At 68.1% G+C, this 18755-nt stretch carries 21 protein-coding genes and 1 riboswitch; of the genes, 11 read left to right on the plus strand and 10 right to left on the minus strand.

What is annotated here, in order from left to right; translation table 11 throughout:
* Positions 1-54 precede the first annotated feature (54 nt).
* The 3 genes from ACFULV_RS12210 to ACFULV_RS12220 form a co-directional block, all read right to left on the minus strand.
* Entirely contained in the window at positions 55-1263 is a 1209-nt protein-coding gene (locus ACFULV_RS12210; RefSeq protein ID WP_378655847.1) for an O-succinylhomoserine sulfhydrylase, read from the minus strand.
* A gap of 10 nt (positions 1264-1273) precedes the next feature.
* Complete coding sequence (locus ACFULV_RS12215; RefSeq protein ID WP_378655850.1) at positions 1274-1690, minus strand: rhodanese-like domain-containing protein; 417 nt, start codon at positions 1688-1690, stop codon at positions 1274-1276.
* Between the two features lie 17 nt (positions 1691-1707).
* Positions 1708-1827, minus strand: a riboswitch (SAM riboswitch).
* A gap of 45 nt (positions 1828-1872) precedes the next feature.
* The gene (locus ACFULV_RS12220; RefSeq protein WP_378655853.1) at positions 1873-2331 is read right to left on the minus strand and encodes a hypothetical protein; all 459 of its coding nucleotides are present in this window, start codon (positions 2329-2331) and stop codon (positions 1873-1875) included.
* A 190-nt stretch (positions 2332-2521) separates the two neighbouring features.
* Here ACFULV_RS12220 and ACFULV_RS12225 point away from each other — a divergent pair, with 190 nt between their 5' ends.
* Complete coding sequence (locus ACFULV_RS12225) at positions 2522-3910, plus strand: FAD-dependent oxidoreductase (protein WP_378655855.1); 1389 nt, start codon at positions 2522-2524, stop codon at positions 3908-3910.
* A 153-nt stretch (positions 3911-4063) separates the two neighbouring features.
* The gene (locus ACFULV_RS12230) at positions 4064-4915 is read left to right on the plus strand and encodes an amidohydrolase family protein (protein WP_378655858.1); all 852 of its coding nucleotides are present in this window, start codon (positions 4064-4066) and stop codon (positions 4913-4915) included.
* Here ACFULV_RS12230 and ACFULV_RS12235 read toward each other — a convergent pair whose 3' ends face one another.
* Positions 4916-5398 (minus strand): DUF456 domain-containing protein, encoded by a 483-nt coding sequence (locus ACFULV_RS12235; protein WP_378634468.1) that lies wholly within the window; start codon positions 5396-5398, stop codon positions 4916-4918.
* A 128-nt stretch (positions 5399-5526) separates the two neighbouring features.
* Between ACFULV_RS12235 and ACFULV_RS12240 the strand changes: the two genes are divergently transcribed.
* Both ACFULV_RS12240 and ACFULV_RS12245 read left to right on the plus strand, forming a co-directional pair.
* Complete coding sequence (locus tag ACFULV_RS12240) at positions 5527-6624, plus strand: CaiB/BaiF CoA transferase family protein (RefSeq protein ID WP_378633631.1); 1098 nt, start codon at positions 5527-5529, stop codon at positions 6622-6624.
* A 78-nt stretch (positions 6625-6702) separates the two neighbouring features.
* Positions 6703-7074, plus strand: a complete 372-nt coding sequence (locus ACFULV_RS12245; RefSeq protein WP_378655860.1) for a hypothetical protein — start codon at positions 6703-6705, stop codon at positions 7072-7074.
* On the opposite strand, the gene ACFULV_RS12250 is transcribed toward ACFULV_RS12245, so the two are convergent.
* On the minus strand, positions 7061-8560 hold the full coding sequence (locus ACFULV_RS12250; RefSeq protein WP_378633625.1) for a PLP-dependent aminotransferase family protein: 1500 nt from the start codon (positions 8558-8560) through the stop codon (positions 7061-7063). The two genes, ACFULV_RS12245 and ACFULV_RS12250, sit on opposite strands and share 14 nt — an antisense overlap.
* A 62-nt stretch (positions 8561-8622) precedes the next feature.
* Here ACFULV_RS12250 and ACFULV_RS12255 point away from each other — a divergent pair, with 62 nt between their 5' ends.
* From ACFULV_RS12255 to ACFULV_RS12265, 3 genes are all read left to right on the plus strand, one after another.
* Positions 8623-8886: a hypothetical protein gene (locus ACFULV_RS12255; RefSeq protein ID WP_378655863.1), complete on the plus strand. Its 264-nt coding sequence runs from the start codon at positions 8623-8625 to the stop codon at positions 8884-8886.
* Between the two features lie 37 nt (positions 8887-8923).
* Positions 8924-9487 carry a methylated-DNA--[protein]-cysteine S-methyltransferase gene (locus ACFULV_RS12260; RefSeq protein ID WP_378655866.1) on the plus strand — a complete coding sequence of 188 codons (564 nt, stop codon included), beginning with the start codon at positions 8924-8926 and terminating at the stop codon, positions 9485-9487.
* Between the two features lie 178 nt (positions 9488-9665).
* Entirely contained in the window at positions 9666-10484 is an 819-nt protein-coding gene (locus ACFULV_RS12265; protein ID WP_378633618.1) for an alpha/beta fold hydrolase, read from the plus strand.
* On the opposite strand, the gene ACFULV_RS12270 is transcribed toward ACFULV_RS12265, so the two are convergent.
* From ACFULV_RS12270 to ACFULV_RS12280, 3 genes are all read right to left on the minus strand, one after another.
* Entirely contained in the window at positions 10485-10778 is a 294-nt protein-coding gene (locus ACFULV_RS12270) for a hypothetical protein (RefSeq protein WP_378633615.1), read from the minus strand.
* A 119-nt stretch (positions 10779-10897) separates the two neighbouring features.
* Entirely contained in the window at positions 10898-11776 is an 879-nt protein-coding gene (locus ACFULV_RS12275) for a hypothetical protein (RefSeq protein WP_378655869.1), read from the minus strand.
* 233 nt (positions 11777-12009) lie between these two features.
* On the minus strand, positions 12010-13299 hold the full coding sequence (locus ACFULV_RS12280; protein ID WP_378633609.1) for an adenylosuccinate synthase: 1290 nt from the start codon (positions 13297-13299) through the stop codon (positions 12010-12012).
* A 247-nt stretch (positions 13300-13546) separates the two neighbouring features.
* Here ACFULV_RS12280 and ACFULV_RS12285 point away from each other — a divergent pair, with 247 nt between their 5' ends.
* The 3 genes from ACFULV_RS12285 to ACFULV_RS12295 are packed head-to-tail and all read left to right on the plus strand — an operon-like array spanning position 13547 to position 15856.
* On the plus strand, positions 13547-14176 hold the full coding sequence (locus tag ACFULV_RS12285; protein ID WP_378633606.1) for a hypothetical protein: 630 nt from the start codon (positions 13547-13549) through the stop codon (positions 14174-14176).
* The gene (locus ACFULV_RS12290) at positions 14173-14961 is read left to right on the plus strand and encodes a site-2 protease family protein (RefSeq protein WP_378655872.1); all 789 of its coding nucleotides are present in this window, start codon (positions 14173-14175) and stop codon (positions 14959-14961) included. Before ACFULV_RS12285 ends, ACFULV_RS12290 begins: the two co-directional genes overlap by 4 nt.
* A 40-nt stretch (positions 14962-15001) precedes the next feature.
* A complete protein-coding gene (locus ACFULV_RS12295; protein ID WP_378633601.1) occupies positions 15002-15856 on the plus strand; it encodes a glycosyltransferase family 2 protein in 855 nt (284 codons plus the stop codon).
* Between the two features lie 2 nt (positions 15857-15858).
* Here ACFULV_RS12295 and ACFULV_RS12300 read toward each other — a convergent pair whose 3' ends face one another.
* Positions 15859-17025, minus strand: a complete 1167-nt coding sequence (locus tag ACFULV_RS12300; protein ID WP_378633598.1) for an aromatic acid exporter family protein — start codon at positions 17023-17025, stop codon at positions 15859-15861.
* Positions 17026-17050: 25 nt separating this feature from the next.
* Positions 17051-17485, minus strand: a complete 435-nt coding sequence (locus ACFULV_RS12305) for a DUF3151 domain-containing protein (RefSeq protein WP_378633595.1) — start codon at positions 17483-17485, stop codon at positions 17051-17053.
* Between the two features lie 451 nt (positions 17486-17936).
* Between ACFULV_RS12305 and ACFULV_RS12310 the strand changes: the two genes are divergently transcribed.
* On the plus strand, positions 17937-18725 hold the full coding sequence (locus ACFULV_RS12310; RefSeq protein WP_378655876.1) for a hypothetical protein: 789 nt from the start codon (positions 17937-17939) through the stop codon (positions 18723-18725).
* Positions 18726-18755: the final 30 nt, after the last annotated feature.

Consider the following 18755-nt stretch of genomic DNA (forward strand, 5'->3'; position numbering starts at 1 on the left):
GTGCCAGATCTGACCCTGCCCATTCGTCTCCTGGCGCCTGGCACTTCTCGGGGGCTAACTCAGGGCGTGGTCCAGGTCGCCGAGGAGATCTTGGAGGTCTTCCAGGCCGACCGAGATGCGGACTACCCCGTCGGACAAGCCGATTGAGGCGCGGCCCTCGGGGCCCATGGCTCGGTGGGTGGTGGTGGCGGGGTGGGTGATCATGGTTTTGGCGTCGCCCAGGTTGTTGGAGATGTCGATGATGCGCAGGCGGTTCAAAACCTCGAAGGCTCGCTTCTTGCCGTCGTCGCCGGTGAGGGCGAAGGTGACCACGGTGCCGCCGCCGGTCATCTGCTCCTTCGCCAGTGCGTGTTGCGGATGTGATTCCAGGAAGGGGTATTTCACCCAGTCGACCGAATTCTTGGTCTCCAGGAACTTCGCCACCTGCAGGGCCGACTCGGTGGAGTGGCGCACGCGCAACGGCATGGTTTCCAGGCCCTTGAGCAAGGTCCAGGCGTTGAAGGGGCTCAGGGCCGGGCCGGTGTGGCGCATCAGGGTTTTGACGGGGCCGTCGATGTAGTCCTGGGCGCCGAGGATGGCGCCGCCGAGGACGCGACCCTGGCCGTCGATGTGTTTGGTGCCGGAGTAGACCACCACGTCGGCGCCGAGTTCGAAGCCGCGCTGGAGCAGGGGGGTGGCGAAGACGTTGTCCAGCACCACCTTCGCGCCCGCGGCGTGGGCGAGCTCGGTGACCTTGCGGACATCGACGAGGGTCTGCATCGGGTTGGCGGGGGTCTCGAAGAACACGGCCTGGGTGGGGACGGACAGGGCCTGCTCCCACTGGTCGAGGTCGTCGCCGTCGACGAAGACGGTTTCGATGCCCCAGCGCGGCAGGATCTCGTTACAGACCACGAAACAGGATCCGAACAGGCTGCGGGCGGCGACGAGACGGTCGCCCGCCTTCAGCAGGGCACCGAGCGCGGTGAACACCGCCGACATGCCGGACGCGGTCGCGAAGGCCGCCTCGGCGCCGTCGAGCAGGCGGATGCGCTCCTCGAACATGGCCACGGTCGGGTTGCCGAAGCGGGAGTAGACGAAGTGCTCGACGTCGCCGGTGAACGCGGCCTCGGCGGCTTCGGCGCTCTCGTAGACGAAACCCGAGGTCAGATACAGCGCCTCGGAGGTCTCGTCGAAGCCGGAACGGCGCAGGCCGCCACGCACGCCGAGCGTACCGGGACCGACGCCTTCGGGCAGTGGCTTGTCGAACGAACCACCGGTGATCATGCTTTTCTCCTTATGCCTGACGCCACGGCAGGCCGACAGCGCGCCAACCGGTGCTGCCGCGCTGACCGAACGCGTCGGGACCACCTTCGAAACCGTCGAGCACGTTGTAGGACGGCGCCACGCCCGCCGCCGTCGCCAGGTTCGCCGCATGCGCGGAACGCTGGCCGGAGCGACACAGGAACACCACGGGCGCGTCGTCGGGGCGACCGGCGAGTGCCTGCTCGAGCTGCGCGCCGAACTCGGGATTGCGGGTGCCGGTGCCGTCGACCCATTCGATGAAGTGGGCCGGGCGCTCGATGGAACTGGTGTCGGGAATGCCGATGTGTGCCCACTCGCCTTCGGTGCGCACGTCGACCAGCACGGCGCCGGGGTGCTCGGTGAGCAGCTCCCACGCCTTCTCAGGGGTGATGTCGCCGGCGTAAGTCATGTCGATCCTCCTGCGTGAATCCGCTCTTGCCGTGCCGGAAATCCCCGAACACACGGCCAGGTCGTCACCCGGAGCACCCCACCGCGGAGGAGGGTTGCCGACCAGCGAGCCGGGGCTTGACGCTGGCACTCATGACCTTGCGATCTGAGATTGCCTCGGCACCGGTCATCGTGTCAAACGATTCAGAACGAGCACACCAGCCACGCGCTGTCCACGCGGGTCAGTTTCCAGTTGCTCGCCGCCGGGTTGCCGTTGACCACGAGCGCCGCGTCGATTTTGGCGCGGTCACCGTTGACGGTGGCGTTCTCGAAACCCTTGCCGTCGATCGTGACAGTGGATTTCGGGCCACCGAGCTGTTCGCCGAGGCCGGAGGTCTCTTCGCTGAAGCCGGGGCAGGCCACGCCCGTCGGCGGACGGAGGTCGCTGCGCGAGCGCGCGTCGATATAGTTGGTGACGGCGGCCGCGAGACGGTCGGCCTCTGTGACATTTTTCTCAGCGGGTGAGAGCAGTCCGCCCGCCACGATGCCGATGAGCACGATGATCGCGACCACCGCGGCCGCGACGAACGGGACGATGGAACGCTTGTCGGTCTGATCCACCACTACGGGCTGGTCATCCGAGCCTGTTTGCTCCTCGTTCATGCTGTAATCCTGACAGACCCGCGCGGGCAGCTACACCGCGCGCCGGGTGGCTGCAACGCCGCAGCTAGAATCGCCTTGATTGCGGTCGGCTGCCGACGTCGATGGCAGCTGCCAGTAAGCGGATGTCCGACTTAGCCTAAGCTAAGTTGACGCCGTCAAATCAGTTCTCGACCAAAGGGTGCGCGTAGAAATGACCGAACAGAGTGCAGCGACTCGCCCACTTCGCATTGCGATCGTGGGTGCGGGACCGGCCGGTATCTACGCCGCCGACGCGTTGATGAAGTCCGATGCCGACGTGAGCATCGACCTCTACGAGCGCATGCCCGCACCCTTCGGCCTGATCCGCTACGGCGTCGCCCCCGACCACCCCCGCATCAAGGGCATCATCACCGCCCTGCACAAGGTCCTCGACAAAGACCAGGTCCGCCTGCTCGGCAACATCGACTACGGCACCGACATCACCCTCGACGACCTGCGCCAGTTCTACGACGCGGTCATCTTCTCCACCGGCGCCAACGCCGACCGCGCCCTGGCCATCCCCGGCATCGACCTCGACGGCTCCTACGGCGCCGCCGACTTCGTGTCCTGGTACGACGGCCACCCCGACGTCCCCCGCTCCTGGCCCCTCGAGGCCGAGAAGGTCGCCGTCCTCGGCGTCGGCAACGTCGCCCTCGACGTCGCGCGCGTACTCGCCAAGACCGGTGACGAACTGCTGCCGACCGAGATCCCGCCGAACGTCTACGAAGGCCTCAAGGCCAACAAGGCCCTCGAGGTCCACGTGTTCGGTCGTCGTGGCCCCGCGCAGGCCAAGTTCACGCCCCTCGAGCTGCGCGAACTGGATCACTCGCCGACGATCGAGGTCATCGTCAACCCCGAGGACATCGACTACGACGAGGGCTCCGAAGCCGCACGCCGTAACTCCAAGCAGGTCGACATGGTCGCCAACACCTTGGAGCAGTGGGCCATCCGCGACCACGGCGACCGCCCGCACAAGCTGTTCCTGCACTTCTTCGAATCGCCCTCGGAGATCCTCGGCGAAGACGGCAAGGTCGTCGGCCTGAAGACCGAACGCACCCAGCTCGACGGCACCGGCAACGTCAAGGGCACCGGCAACTTCACCGACTGGGACATCCAGGCCGTGTACCGCGCCGTGGGCTACCTCTCGCAGAACGTCACGCAGCTGCCGTTCGACGATCAGGCGGGCACGGTGCCCAACGAGGCCGGCCGCGTGATCGCCGACGACACCGCCGAAGGTGACGCCCGATTCATGCCCGCCACCTACGTGACCGGCTGGATCAAGCGCGGCCCGGTCGGCCTCATCGGCCACACCAAGGGCGACGCCAACGAGACCATCGCCTGCCTGCTCGACGACGCCAAGGCCTTCGCCCCCGCGCCGAAGCCCGAGCTCGACGCCGTCACCGAGTTCCTCGAGGGCAAGGGCATCCCGTTCACCACCTGGGCGGGCTGGTACCGCCTCGACGCCCACGAGCGCGCCCTCGGCGAGCCCGAAGGCCGCGAGCGCGTGAAGGTCGTGGAGCGCGAGGACATGCTGCGCGCCTCCGAGCCGAACAAGGCCTGAGTTTTTGGCGCGCTGGCGCGCGCGTGTTCGCGGCCCTGAATGGCGGGGGTTGAGTGTGCTGTCATGGCAGAACTCGGGGTTTCGGTGGTCCCGTCCTAGTGGGGGCGCGACGTTGAGCGCGCTCGCGCCGCAGAGATAAGGCATTCTGTACTGGTGTTCGATGCCCACGTCCACATCATCGATCCGCGGTTTCCGCTGATCGAGAACGAAGGCTATCTCCCCGAGCCCTACGTGATCGATGACTATCGAAAGCGTATGGCGCACTTCGATGTTCGCGGCGGTGCTGTCGTCAGCGCGTCTTTTCAAGGCGCCGATCAGACGTACCTGAAGGCAGCACTGGCCGCGCTCGGTCCCGACTGGGTCGGCGTGACCCGGCTGGATCTCGACGCCACCGACGACGAGATCCTCGAGCTGAACCGGGCAGGCGTACGCGCCCTGCGGTTCAACCTCAAGCGCGCCGCCGCCGACATCACCGAGATGACATTGCAGGCGTTGCGCGCCCATGAACTGGCGGGCTGGCACGTGGAGCTCTACATCGACGGTCAGATGCTGGCCTCGCTGCAACCGGTGATCTCGAAGCTGCCCGCGCTCTCGATCGACCATCTCGGCATGTCCGACGAGGGTCTGCCGTACCTGCTCGACCTGGTGGACCGCGGCGCCAGGGTGAAGGCGACCGGGTTCGGCCGGGTCGAGATGGATGTGGCCGAGACGCTGCGACGCATCCACACCGTCAACCCGGGTGCGCTGATGTTCGGCAGCGATCTGCCCGGCACGCGCGCCGGTAGGCCGTTCGAGGAGCGCGATGTGGACCTGATCTCGCAGGTGGTCGGCTCCGATATCCACGCGGTGCTCGAGGACAATGCCCGCGAGTTCTACCGGCTACCCGCGGTGCGTCGCCCGGAATCCGAGCCGCTACCCCGCATCGAGAATCCGACTATCCCGATCCCGCGCAATCAGCTCCCCGGCGCGGACGACCGCACCCGCCCGCTGCCGATCATCGAGTAGTCAGCTGATGATCGCGCCGGTGAGCCACACACCGGACGCGATCAGCGCGCCGAACAACTCGACCAGCATCGACAGGCCGACGCCCTTGAGCGCGTGCACCGTCGCGGGCCAGGCCAGGTCGTTGGTCTTCAGGCGGTACAGCTCGGCCAGGTACACACCGAGCACGAAGCCGATGAACAGGCCGACGATCGGGATCACGAAGAAGCCGGCGATGCCGAGCACCGCACCGGCCAGCAGCGCGCGGTTCGACACCCCGGCTTCGCGCATCCGCTTGCCCGGCCAGGTGTACTTCACGACGCCGGAGAGCGCCAGCGCGACGGTGGCGATCGCCAGCACCGTCCAGGCCGTCGCACCGCCGGTCATGAACGCCCACACCGCGATCGCCGCGAAGATGAGGATCACCCCCGGCAGAATCGGTACGATCACGCCGACGATGCCGACCAGAATGACAAGGCCGACAACGACCTCACCCCACACGCCCACTACCGGGTCCTCCCGTTGCCGCGCCGAGTCGCGCTCGTGCGAATTCTCGCCCATGCTCTACCCGAGCCGCCACCCCAGCGCTATTGTCGGAGTGTCAATACCGTTCGACGACGAACTGAGGTCACCGCGTGAGCACGGAGTCCACCGCCAAGCAGGGGCCCCTTGCGGGCATCAAGGTCATCGAGTTGGCAGGCATCGGGCCAGGTCCGCACGCCGCGCTGCTGCTGGCCGACCTCGGCGCCGACGTGGTGCGGGTGCAGCGCCCGAACCAGCTGCCCGGCTTCATGGAACGCCCCCAGTGGCGTGGGCGAACGATCGTCGAGGCGAATCTGAAGGACCCCGCCGACGTCGCCAAGATCCTCGACCTGGTCGAGAAGGCCGACGTGCTGCTCGAGGGCTTCCGTCCCGGCGTCACCGAGCGCATGGGCCTCGGACCCGACGAGGCGCTGGCCCGCAACCCGCGCCTGGTGTACGGCCGGATGACCGGCTGGGGCCAGCACGGCCCCCTCGCCGATCGCGCGGGACACGACATCAACTACATCTCGCTGACCGGTGTGCTCAATGCCATCGGGCGCAAGGGCGAGCGACCGGTGCCGCCGCTGAACATGGTCGGCGACTTCGGTGGCGGCTCGATGTTCCTGGTGTTCGGCGTGCTCGCCGCGCTGGTGGAGCGGCAGAATTCCGGCAAGGGCCAGGTGATCGACGCCGCGATGATCGATGGCGCGCTTGCCCTTTCGCACATGATCTGGGGCATGCGCGGGGTCGGCCTGTGGTCCGACGAGCGCGGTACCAACCTGCTCGATACCGGCATGGCCTTCTACGACACCTATGAGACCTCCGACGGCAAGTACATGGCCGTCGGCGCGATCGAGCCGCAGTTCTACGCCGAACTGCTGGCCGGGCTGGAGATCGACCCGGAAGGTCTGCCGATGCAGATCGACCCGAACGGACAGGAACAGCTGCGCAAGCTGTTCACCGACAAGTTCCTGACGAAGACCCGCGACGAGTGGGCCGCGATCTTCGACGGCACCGATGCCTGCACCACCCCGGTGCTGACCTTCACCGAGGCCACCGAGAACCCGCACATCGTGGCCCGTACCGGCCTGATCGACATCGACGGTGTGGTCCAGCACGCGCCCGCGCCGCGCTTCTCGCGCACACCGGGCGGCACGCCCACTCCCCCGCCGAACGTCGCGACACCGATCGAAACGGTCTGGGCTGACTGATTTGCCGGCCTGTCGTCGGTAAAGTTTTCCACTATCGACGACAGGCCGAGGTTCCGAACCGTCAGAACCCCACCGAAGGTGCTCGCCGCCCTCATCGCGGTCACCACCTTCGGCGCGGCAGTGCTGTGCTTCATCCTGGCCGAGGGATTGTTCGACACCCGTACCGCGCAGATCGCCGAAAACCATTGCCACAGCGCGGCACCGGTACCGGTGATGGTGAGCGTGCTGAACGGGCTGGCGACCGGGATGCTGCTGGCCGCCGCCGTCTCACTGCTGTGTTTGCTGGTGCTGCTGTTCCGCTATCCGTCCGAACGCGGCGCTGTCGCGGTGCCGCTGACCGCGGTGGGATTGGTGGCCTCGGTGTTGTTCATGTTCGGGGCGGGGTACGAAACCGTGCGCCCCGAACCGGCTTCCACCGGGCACAACCCGTGCGCGTTCAGTAGCAGGTGAGCGGTTGCAGCGGGTCGGCGGCGCGGGGCGTGAGGGCGTCGTAGGCCGCGGCGATGGATTTGACGGCGATGCGTAGCTCGGCTTCGGGGTGGGTGTACGGCAGCCGGACGAAACGTTCGAACGCGCCCTGGACGCCGAAACGTGGTCCGGCGGCCAGCAATACGCCGTGATTGGGCGCGGTGGCGGCGAGCGCGGTGGAGACCGGGCTGGGCAGTTGGGCCCACACCGACATGCCGCCCGCGCCGACCGTGATGTGCCAGCCGGGGAGGTCTTCGGCGACGGCGTCGAGCAGGGCGGTGCGCTGGGCGCGCAGCTGTTCGCGACGACGCTCGAGGATGGGTTCTGCGTTCTCGAGCAGGTGGACGGTCGCCAGCTGATCCATCACCGGGGTGCCGAGGTCGACCGTGGAGCGGATGCCGAGCAATTTGGTGATCAGCGGCTGATTGGTACGGATCCAACCGACCCGCAGGCCACCCCAGAACGACTTCGACGCCGAACCGATGGTGACGATCTCCGAGCCCTTCGCGAACGCGGCGACCGGCGGGGGCATGGTCCCGTCCGACAGGTTCAGTTCGCCCATCGACTCGTCGACGACGACAGTCATCCTGGTGTCGCGGGCGATGGCGGCCAGTTCGGCGCGGCCCTCGGCGCCGAGCAGCAGTCCGGTGGGGTTGTTGAAGTCGGGAACCAGGTAGGCCAGGGTGGCCGCGGTCTGCCGCGCTGTACTGCGCAGACCTTCGAGATCCCAGCCGGCGTCAGGGAATTCGGGGCGCAGTGGGATCGGGATGGGGCGGGCGCCGACGTCGCGAATGGCTTCGATGGCGTTCGGGTAGGACGGGTGCTCGATCAGGACCCGGGCGCCGGGTGAGGCGAGCACGTTGAGGAGCAGCCGAAGTCCGTGTTGCGCACCGAGGGTCACCAGGATCTGGTCCGGTTCCGTCGGCAGACCGCGCGCGGTGTAGCGGCGGGCCAGTGCTTCGCGCAGCGCGAGGATGCCGACCGGGTCCATACCGTGGGTGCCGAGATAGGACGGGATTCCTTGCAGCGCGGTCGAATACGCGTCGTGGAGTTCGGGGGACGCGGGCATCGCGGCATAGGTCATGTCGATGGTCGGCAGTTCCGGCTGCGCCATCAGGGCCATGATGCCGCGGCTTGGCTTGGCGCCGTCGTGCTGGATCGCGGGCGGCAGCGCGACAGTGCTGCGAGAACCCTGGCGGCTGATCAGGTAGCCGTGTTCGCGCAGCAGCGAATAGGTGGAGGTGATGGTGGTGCGGCTGACGCCGAGAGTTCCCGCCAGATCGCGTTCACTGGGCAGGGCCACGCCGAGTGGGGCGCGGCCGTCGTGGATCAGCAGGCGGATGGCTTCGGCCAGGGCCAGGTAGGCGGGCCGGTGCGGGCGGCGTTCGGCATCGCCGTCGGTTTCGGGGTCACGCCACCGGCCGAGGTCGCGAGCCAAGCCTGCTGCGCCGATCACTCTTGTCGCCATAAAGTCCAGTATTCCCTAAGTGGATATTTCTAAGCAAGGCCAGTGGGTGGATTCTTACTGGCATGACCACTTTCCTAGCCCTCACCGTTGCCGTTGCCTTCGGGTTGGCGGTCTACCACTTTTCGCCCAAGAAGGGCGAACTACCCTTCTGGCCTTTCCAATATCTGCCGCATGACCGGGCCTTCGGCACGTACGACGAGCAGCGCCTCTACCGAGATCTCGATGCGATGCGCTCACACGAGGTAGGCGACGATGCAGTCCAGTCGCCCAAAACTGGCCTTGAAGTCCAGTCGACAGATCCGCAGCGAGGGTCGCTCGCCGCGTGAGTATGTCTTTGTCGGTGGGTCGGCGCACACTGTGATCATGAGTGACTCGACGCAGACCGAGACGGTGGTCTCGGCACTGTTCGACACCGCTATCGGGCTGTGCGCGATCGCCTGGCACGGTGACGCCGTTGTCCGGTTCCAGCTGCCCGAGGCGAGCGAAGAGGAAACCCTCGCCCGGATCACCCGGCCGTTCGCCGGGTCACCGGTGCCGGAGAGCGCACCGGGGCCCGTGATCGTCGAGGCGATCGCGGGAATTCGCGCCCACCTCGACGGGGCGGTCGACGCGCTGCGCTGGATCGAGGTGGACCTGCGGGGTGCGCCGGAATTTTATCGCGCGGTGTACGCGGTGACGCGCGAGATCGACCCGGGTCACACGCTCAGCTACGGCGATATCGCCAGTCGGATCGGAGCTCCCGGCTCCGCGCAGGCCGTCGGACAAGCGTTGGGGCGCAACCCGGTGCCGCTCATCATTCCCTGCCATCGGGTGCTCGCGGCCGATCACGCGCTGCACGGATTCTCGGCGCCGGGCGGGATCGGCACCAAGGCGCGGCTGCTGGAGATCGAACGGACGCCGGGCTTCGGCGAACCGATGTTGTTCTGATCGCCCAACTCGTTCGGCGGAGCACCGATGAATTCCCGCGACGCGTCCCGTCTCAACGAACAAGATCGGACTCGCCCGGCTCGTGCCGGCTGCCGGATCCGCGAAACCCGCGCGGACCTGCGGTCGAGGTGATCGCGTACCGTCGAACGCGGCGGCCCGTTATCGAGAGGAATTCCCCATGCAGACTGTGACGTCGGCCGACGGCACCACGATCGCCTACGACCGGATCGGTGAGGGGACCGCCGGAACCGTCATCCTGATCGGTGGCGCGTTCAGCTACCGCGCGTTCCCCACGATGGTCGAACTCGCGCAGGCGCTCGCCGACGACTACGGGCTCACGGTGCTCAACTACGACCGGCGCGGGCGCGGTGACAGCACCGACTCCCCCGGCGTGTACGACGCGGCCAACGAGATCGCCGATATCGCGGCGCTGGTCGAGGCCGCGGGCGGGAAAGCGGCGCTGTTCGGCTGGTCCTCCGGTGCCGCGCTGGCACTGCTGGCAGCGCGGTCCGTGCCCGGCGTCACCGAGGTGGTGGCGTTCGAGCCGCCGTTCGTGGTCGACACGAAAGGCCATGTGCCGCCGAAGAATCTGGAAGCCAAGCTGCACCCGATGATCGCGGCCGGCGATCGCGGTAAAACCGTGCGGTACTACATGACCAAGGCGATGGGGATGCCGTCGCTCATGGTGGCGGTGATGCGGGTGACGCCCTTCTGGAAGACGCTGACGGCGACGTCGAACTCGACCGCGCACGACTGGGCCGTGATGAAGCCGTACATGCAGGGTAAGAAGCTGGACCGCGCCGACTGGCAGGGTGTCGAGGTGCCGGTGCTCGTGCTCGCGGGCGACCGGACCGCGGCGCTGCTCATCAAGGGTTCGAAGGCCGCCGCCGAGGTGCTCCCGAACGCGGAATTCGCCGAACTTTCCGGCGTGGGTCACAACCCCAAGATCTCGATCCTCGCCCCCGCTGTCGGCGAATTCCTCACCCGCACAAAGTAATCAGGGCGGCGGCGGGTGATCGCGGAAGAACTGGCACGGCTCACCGGTGAGGTAGCCGTCCAGACACGCGAAGTAGACCTGGACGCAGCTGTTACTCGTGCAACCGACGGTATAGAGCATCCCGCGAATGCGTTCGTTGCGCTGCTGCGAGGGGGCGAGAGTCTGGGCGGGCGGCGGCGCCGAACTCACCGGGGAGACGCTGGGCGAGGGAGCCGGCGCGTCCTGGGCGGCGCATCCCGGCAGGACCGCCAGCGCGAGCAGAGCCGCCGCGGCTGACCCACGTCGCAGAGCCATCGTCCACCTCCATCCCGAAACCCTTCTCGACGCTACCCCGGCGGGCAGTCGGACGACGAGGTCGCCCGAGCCGATTCCCACCGGATCGCGGGACTGTGGCCGTGCCGTCGGGGGACGGGTCAGAGGGTCGCCCCGTAACCGCTGCCGAGCACGCCGCCTGCGACGGCACCCGCCGCGGCCGCGGGAACGCCGAGCACGGCGGCACCGGTAGCCGCACCCGCCGCGGCGCCGATGGCGGCGCCCGCACCGGTGCTGGCGGCTGCGATCGGCCACGCCAGGGCGAAGCCTGCGGGGATCGCCGCCAGGGCGCTCGCGCCCGCCGTCGGGACCGCCGCCGCGGCACCGAGGATCGCGGCCGCACCCGCGGTGCCCGCGGCGCCCACCGCGAAGCCGACACCGGCACCGATGCCGGCGCCGATGAGGCCGCCGCCGACCGCGCCGACGGCAGCGGCCGGAACACCCGTGATCGCGGCACCGGCCAGCGCGCCACCGACGGTCGCCGCGGCGATCTTGTCGGAGCGGCTCGGGTTGATGCCGACCGAACGGCCCTGGGTGGCGATCGCGGCTTCGGCGTCGGCCGCGGTGCCGTTCACACCATCGAGGACGTCGTTCGGAACCTCGTCCGGGACCGGGCTGGTGAAGTCACCGATGCGCAGTGTCCGCTCGGGCGGGGCGATCGGCGCCACCGGCTCGACCGGCTCCGGAAGGTGGAGTTCCTCGATGACGATCGGCGGGGCCGGGGTGGTGTACTCCGGCACCGGGCGCGACTCCGGACGCTCGGGCGTGAGATGCCCGAGCGAATCCGGACCGTCGAACTTCGCCAGATCCGAGCGACCGCCTTCGTCGGCGGGCGACTCGGTGGTGACACCCGGCTGCACCGGAACATTCACTCCCGGCTGCGGCACCGCGATCGCGACACCCGCACAGGCGACCGCCAACGCCATGGGCACCACCCCGATCACCGGCCGAGCGACCCGCCGCACCGTCGAAGAGTTCACATTCACAGACCGACGGATCACGCCGACACCCACTGACACTCGAGGAGAACGGCACGTCCCCGCGTGCCGCCCCGCGACGATAGCGTTAGCCAGCTGGATGCCACAAATCGATAGCGAGTCCACATAATTCACACATGTTGCCCTGACCAGGGCGGATATTCGGAACCCCGCCCAAAACAAAGGTCCGGTGCCGTAACCGGCACCGGACCTCCGACTGGCTTCCCAGTCTCACATCACGCGAGCACGTCGTGCCGGACGATCGTCTGGTCGCGACCCGGACCCACACCGATGCACGAGATCCGCGCACCCGACAGCTCTTCCAGCCGCAGCACGTACGCCTGGGCGTTGGCGGGCAGCTCCTCGAAGGTGCGGGCGTGGGAGATGTCCTCCCACCAACCCGGCAGCTCCTCGTAGATCGGCTTGGCGTGGTGGAACTCGGTCTGCGTGGTCGGCATCTGCTCGACCCGCTTGCCGTCGATCTCGTACGCCACGCAGATCGGCACCGTATCCAGCCCGGACAGCACGTCCAGCTTGGTGAGGAAGTAATCGGTGACCCCGTTGACGCGCGTGGCGTACCGGCTGATCACCGCGTCGAACCAGCCACACCGCCGCGCACGACCGGTGGTGACACCGACCTCGCCGCCGTTCTTGGCCAGGAACTCACCGAAGTTGTCGAACAGCTCGGTCGGGAACGGGCCGGAGCCGACGCGGGTGGTGTAGCACTTGAGAATGCCGAGCACCGTGTCGATCTTGTTCGGTCCGATACCCGAACCCACCGCCGCGCCACCCGCGGTCGGGTTCGACGAGGTGACGAACGGGTAGGTGCCGTGGTCGACGTCGAGCAGCGTGCCCTGCGAGCCTTCGAGCAGCACGGTGTCGCCGCGCTCGAGCGCCAGGTTCAGCTCGAGCCGGGTGTCGGAGATGCGGTGCTTGAACGATTCGGCCTGCTCGAGCACCTCGTCGACCACCTGCTGCGGGTCGAGCGCGCGGCGGTTGTAGATCTTGACCAGCACCTGGTTCTTGAACTCCAGGGCGGCTTCGACCTTCTGGGTGAGGATCTTCTCGTCGAGCACGTCTGCCACCCGGACGCCGACGCGGGCGACCTTGTCCTGGTAGCAGGGACCGATACCGCGACCGGTGGTGCCGATCTTGCGGTTGCCGAGGAAGCGCTCGGTGACCTTATCGATGGCCACGTGATACGGCATGATCAGGTGCGCGTCAGCGGAGAGCAGCAGGCCGGAGGTATCGACTCCGCGCTCTTCCAGACCGGCCAGTTCGTCGAGCAGCACGCCCGGGTCGACGACGACACCGTTACCGATGACGTTCTTCACACCGGGGGTGAGGATGCCGGACGGAATCAGGTGCAGCGCGAACTTGTCGCCATTGGGGAGAACCACCGTGTGGCCGGCATTGTTGCCGCCTTGGTATCGGACCACCCACTGCAACCGCTCACCGAGCAGGTCTGTAGCTTTGCCCTTACCCTCGTCGCCCCATTGGGCACCGATGAGGACGATTGCCGGCATTTCGGAGTCTCCTACAGATCGACGGCAGCACACGCGGCACTGCAGCTACCTGCCGTACTGAGGCGGTGGCCGGAGACACAGTCTAGCCGACGCCTGATCAGGTCCCGTCGACCTGCCCCGCCGGAGCGGTTCGACCCCGCCCTACCGCACCTGCCCTGATCGGTTACGGTTACCAGTCGGCAGTGAGTTTGCGTGACCGAGGAGGGTGTACCGCAGTTTGAGTACCCACGTTCTCCGATGCGGTGAAATGCCGGTCCCGATCGCGCTCTCCTCGTTACCCAACACCCAGACCGGGCGGGTCCCCGATGTCGCGGTGATCGACGAGCTGCTTCCGGTGCTGGCCGCCGACAGCCTGCCGCGCCTGATCGTGCTCGGCGCCGATGCCTCGCTCGCGGCCGTGCTCACCCATCTGATGCGCACCGAGCGATTGCACGTCGAAGTCGGTTTCGTCCCCGTCGACACCACCTACGCCTCGCGGGTCTATCAGACCGGAACCGGCAACGGCGCCGCGAAGCGAGCGGTGGAGGGCCGGGCGATCGAGACCCCGCTGATCCGCGACGACACCGGCACCGTACTGGTCGGCCGCGCGAGCATCACCGGTGTCGACGGCGCGAAGCTCGAGGGCGAAGCCTATGTCGACGACACGCTGCTGTTCACCGGCAAGGTCACCACGATGCTGATCTCGCCGACGATGACCATGCCCGGTGTCCGCGCGCGAGTACGCAAAGGCCTGCGCAAGCGCACCTGGGTGTCCGGCCGCGCCGCCCAGCTCGGGACGCCGGGGGCGGTCGTCACCCGCGACGGGATCACCGCCGAACGCACCGTCCCCCGCTCGACCTTCTATCGATTCGAACAACCCTGGCTCTTGGTGCGATGACCTACTCCTTCCCCTCGGATCGGCGGTCCGGGCACAGCGCGGTCCGGCCGAGCCCGGTTTTCCTGCTGATCGTCTTGATCACCGTCGGCGGCGGTGCACTCGCCTGGGACGCCGACATCGATTCGGTGCGCGCCAAGGTCGGCGTATTCGTGCTCGTCGTGTTCGGCTGGATCATCAGCTTGTGCCTGCACGAGTTCTCCCACGCGTACGTGGCGTGGCGGGCAGGCGATCACGAGGTGGAGGTGCGTGGGTATCTCACGCTGAATCCGCTGAAGTACAGCCACCCCGTGCTGTCGATCGGTCTGCCGCTGGTGTTCATCGCGCTCGGTGGGATCGGGTTGCCCGGCGGCGCGGTGTATGTGGACACGACGCGGTTCAAGACGAGTGTGCAGCGCCTGGTGAGCGCGGTCGGCCCCGCGTCGAACGCGCTGTGTGCGGTGGTGCTGCTGATCGTGATCCGGGCTTTCGGTTCGGTCGCCGAGCATCCCGCGTTCTGGTGCGGGCTCAGCTTCCTGGCGTTTCTGCAGATCACAGCGTTTCTGCTGAACATTCTGCCAGTGCCGGGGCTGGACGGCTACGGGATCATCGAGCCGTCGCTGAGTTACCAGACCCGGCGCTCGCTCGATCAGTTCAAGCCCTACGGCATGTTGATCCTGTTCGCTGTCATCTTCTTCACCCCGCTGAGCCAGGTGTTCTTCAACGGTGTTTACGCATTGTTCGAACTGTCGGGGGTACCTGAGGTGTGGGCCGCCTACGGTGGCCAGTTGACCCGATTCTGGCGTTGATAGCCTCGGGTCAGAATCGACCCTGGAACGGAAATTGCGTATGAGCTCCACCGGATCGTCCGCTGTCCTGTCCGTCGTCATCCCGGCGCTCGACGAAGCAGCGGGCATCACCGCATGCCTCGAGCGCCTCGTCGGCCAGGACACGATCGATGAGATCGTCGTCGTCGACAACGGCAGCACCGACAACACCCGCGAGATCGTCGCCGAACTCGCCGCCCGACATCCCAAGATCGAGCTGATCTCCGAGCCGCAGCCCGGCGTCGCGTTCGCTCGCAACACCGGCTTCGACAAGGCTCGCGGCGACTACCTCGGCCGCATCGACGCCGACACCCTCGTCTCCCCCGACTGGGGCGCCACCGTGCGCGCCCACCTCGACTCCTACTCGGACACCATGGCGGTGACCGGCATCAGCACCTATCACGACTCCCCGATCGGCATCTTCCTCGCGGCCGCGATCGGCGGCCAGGAACGGCTGGGGATGATCAAGACCCAGCCCGTCGGCAATGTGCACGGCGCCAATATGGCGATCCGGCGCTCGGCGTGGGACCAGGTGCGTTCCGCTACCACCACCCGTCGCGACCTGCACGAAGACCTCGATCTGGCGCTGTGCCTGTCGAAGGCGAAGCTGCGGATCGACCAGCTGCCGACGCTGCGGGCCGAGATCTCCGCGCGCCGTCGCAAGACCCCGCCGGACGTGTGGTGGAAGTACCAGTTGCGTGGCCTGCAGACCATCGCCAATCAGGGCTACGCCATCGTGCCGTTCCATCGCGCGGTGATCACCGGCGCCTGGATCATGCACACCTCGCAGTGGCCGATCTACCGGGCGTGGGATTTCGATCGCAAGCGTTTCTCGCTGCGACCGGGGCGCCCGCGTGTTTCGCCCGTCGGCGACTGAAGCTACTCCTCCGGCGTCACATACGGATTGGGCACGGTGGGCGGAAGCAGGGCGATCGCCGAGATGCGCTGCATTCCGCACACCACCATCAGATCCACCACGATCGAGCGCAGCTGCGCGAACACCACATGCGCCGACAATCCCGCCCCGACAACGAGTTCGGGGCGGGCAGCCTTGGCGACGCTGCGCAACGACGTGAGGGCTTCGGCCTGATCGGGCTGCTCGCCCGGATCGGCCAGCATCATCTTGCGGACCACATCGGTGGCATGGCCCAGCTGGTCGACCAGGTCGATCAAGCGCGGATCGAGAACCTCGTCGTCGCGGACCAGGGTGAGCGAACGGCGAAGCAGCACACGGGTGTTGCGGACCGCGTTGTCGAGCGGGTCGGCCGCGTTGTGGATCCGTTCCAGACGTTTTCGGGAATTCCAGTACAGCGGTGAGATGCGGCTGATCTCCCGGCCGCCCGCGAGCGCGTCGCGCAGGGCGTCGATCTGGGGCTGGGTGTCGCGCACCGCCGACAGTGAGTCGGACACCTTCGTCGAGTTCTGTTCGAGCAGGCCCTCGGCGCAGGTGATCATCGATTTGCTCATCACCGACAGCACGTCGGCAGCGTGTTCGCGGGCGCGGCGCACCGGGTGCAGTGGGATCAGCGCGACCATCACCACCCCGACGAGTCCGCCGATCAAGGCGTCGATCATGCGGTTCGGACCCGCGCCGGGCGCCTGGTTCAAGGTCGAGACCAGCACGGCCGAACCCGCCGCCTGGATGGTCATGAGCGCGCCGCTGCCGAGAAAGACCGACACCGACATGGCGCCGCCGACCACCAGCGCCACCTGCCAGACGCCGGTCCCGACCTGGGCGATGAACAGGTCGCCGATGCCGATGCCGACCGCGACACCCACCACCAGTTCCACCGACCGGCGCACTCGCGCACCGAACGAGATCCCGATGGAGACCACCGCGGCGGTGGGGGCGAAGAACGGTTCGATGTGGCCGACGAGATTGTGGGCGATGAACCACGCCAGCGCGGCGCCGAGCGCGCACTGGATGATCGGGATCGCCGAGAGCCGCAGGCGCTCGATCGACGCCCGGTACCGGCCGACGGTGCTGACCTTGGCGGCAGCGACAACCGGAGTGGCAACGGCGACGAAAGGCTTGTGTTCGCTCACCTACGACTCGGACCCGACCGCTGGCTCAGTCCAGGCCGAGTTCGTTCGCCGCGCGCGGGTCGCAATCTTCGAGCAGGTCGAGGCAGCGCGCGTACTCTTCGGTCTCGCCGATCGTCTTCGCGGCGCTCGCCAGCGCGCCGACGCTGCGCAGGAAGCCCTGGTTGGGTTCGTGACTCCACGGGACGGGGCCGAAGCCCTTCCAGCCGTTGCGCCGCAGCAGGTCGAGGCCGCGGTGGTAGCCGGTGCGGGCGAAGGCGTATGCCGCGACGGTGTCGTGGTTCACCTCGCCGCCGGCGCGCTGCAGAGCGGCTTCCGCGAGCTGGGCCCACGCGATCGATGCGGCCGGGAACTGCGCGGCGACATCGACCGGGTCGGTGCCCGCGGCAATGGCGTCTTCGGCGTCGATCAGTTCGGGAAGGAGGACCGGCTGCGGTCCGAGCAGGTCACCGAAGGAGGTCATGGGTTCATTGTGCACCGAGGCTGTGGCAGTCGCCGACCGGCCCGCCGCTGAGCCGTCGGCGGTCTCCCCACGCAGCGCCGGTCAAGCGTGCCTTCACCCTCGCTCCGGGCCTGCCTGCCTCTTCGCCGCGGCCGTGCGCGAGAGACTTGGGACCGCTTCGCCGCTGTGCCTATTAGGCTGAGCGCAGAGTGCAACGTTCGAGCCTGAGCGAGGGGTACAGAGGTGTCCGACCCGACCGACGAGAACAACCCGGCAGCAGAGTCTGCCGGTCCCGGCGCGCCCGGCCAGCGTGACGATTCGTCCGCGTCCCCTCCCGGCGCACCGGAGTCGGTCACCGAGCCGGACCGGGCGACGAGCCCGCCGGTGGGTCCTGATGAGACCGTGGTGATCCGGCGAGGAGATCTGCCGGGTCGGCCCGATGACGGTGCGCGCGTGCAGGACACACGTTCCGGTGGGACGCAGCCCACTGCGGGACCGGGCGAGCCCGGTGGTGCTCAGCGCCCGGGTGGTCCCGGCGGATCTCGGGTACAGGGTGGGTCTGCCCAAGATGGACCGCGCGCACCGCAGGGCAACGCCGCCGGTGGACGACCGGGTGGCACTGCGCCCGGCGCGGGACAGGGCCCCGCACGACAAGGCACCGTGGCCGGCGGACAACAGTCTTCGGGACCGGGTGCACAGCAGTCCTGGGGCCGTCCAGGGTTCACGCCCGGTGGGGCGCGGCCGGGCGCGGGACAACCCGGCAATGTTGCTGGTGCTCAACAACCTTCAGGTCGTCCGGGCAATGCGCCTGGTGCACAACCGCATGCGGGTCAGGGCGGGCCGCGCGCCGCCGGTCCGGCCGGCGGGCCGGGTTCGCCGCAGGGCGGCGGACCACAAGTGGGACACGGACCGAGCGGTGGACCCCAGGCGAGTTTCGGGCCGAGCGGTCGTCCGGGTTCGCAACAGCCAGGTGGACCGCCGGCGGGCCGCGGGCCGAGTGGCCCGGGTTCGCCGCAAGCAGGTCGCGGGCCGAGTGGCCCGGGTTCCCAGCAAGCAGGTGGACGACCCGCGGGCCGCGGGCCGGGTGGCCTGGGTTCGCCGCAAGCGGGGCGCGGGCCCAGTTCTCAGCAAGGTGGTGGACCGAACGCGGGATACGGACCGGGCGGTGGCCCAGGTTCGCAGCAGGCCGGTGGACCCCGTGTCGAGGGTGGAAATGCCGGTGCGCCCGGTGCTCGGCAGGCGGGCGGGCCGGGCAATGTGAGCGGTGGATCGCAGCCCGCCGGACCGGGTG

The sequence above is a fragment of the Nocardia sp. NPDC057272 genome (genome assembly GCF_042668615.1).
Taxonomy (GTDB): Bacteria; Actinomycetota; Actinomycetes; order Mycobacteriales; family Mycobacteriaceae; genus Nocardia.

Coding starts and splice junctions, on each gene's coding strand:
- ACFULV_RS12210 (WP_378655847.1), bottom strand. CDS start 1,263: ATGATCACCGGTGGTTCGTTCGACAAGCCACTGCCCGAAGGCGTCGGT.
- ACFULV_RS12215 (WP_378655850.1), bottom strand. CDS start 1,690: ATGACTTACGCCGGCGACATCACCCCTGAGAAGGCGTGGGAGCTGCTC.
- ACFULV_RS12220 (WP_378655853.1), bottom strand. CDS start 2,331: ATGAACGAGGAGCAAACAGGCTCGGATGACCAGCCCGTAGTGGTGGAT.
- ACFULV_RS12225 (WP_378655855.1), top strand. CDS start 2,522: ATGACCGAACAGAGTGCAGCGACTCGCCCACTTCGCATTGCGATCGTG.
- ACFULV_RS12250 (WP_378633625.1), bottom strand. CDS start 8,560: ATGGCGACAAGAGTGATCGGCGCAGCAGGCTTGGCTCGCGACCTCGGC.
- ACFULV_RS12255 (WP_378655863.1), top strand. CDS start 8,623: ATGACCACTTTCCTAGCCCTCACCGTTGCCGTTGCCTTCGGGTTGGCG.
- ACFULV_RS12260 (WP_378655866.1), top strand. CDS start 8,924: ATGAGTGACTCGACGCAGACCGAGACGGTGGTCTCGGCACTGTTCGAC.
- ACFULV_RS12265 (WP_378633618.1), top strand. CDS start 9,666: ATGCAGACTGTGACGTCGGCCGACGGCACCACGATCGCCTACGACCGG.
- ACFULV_RS12270 (WP_378633615.1), bottom strand. CDS start 10,778: ATGGCTCTGCGACGTGGGTCAGCCGCGGCGGCTCTGCTCGCGCTGGCG.
- ACFULV_RS12280 (WP_378633609.1), bottom strand. CDS start 13,299: ATGCCGGCAATCGTCCTCATCGGTGCCCAATGGGGCGACGAGGGTAAG.
- ACFULV_RS12285 (WP_378633606.1), top strand. CDS start 13,547: ATGCCGGTCCCGATCGCGCTCTCCTCGTTACCCAACACCCAGACCGGG.
- ACFULV_RS12290 (WP_378655872.1), top strand. CDS start 14,173: ATGACCTACTCCTTCCCCTCGGATCGGCGGTCCGGGCACAGCGCGGTC.
- ACFULV_RS12295 (WP_378633601.1), top strand. CDS start 15,002: ATGAGCTCCACCGGATCGTCCGCTGTCCTGTCCGTCGTCATCCCGGCG.
- ACFULV_RS12305 (WP_378633595.1), bottom strand. CDS start 17,485: ATGACCTCCTTCGGTGACCTGCTCGGACCGCAGCCGGTCCTCCTTCCC.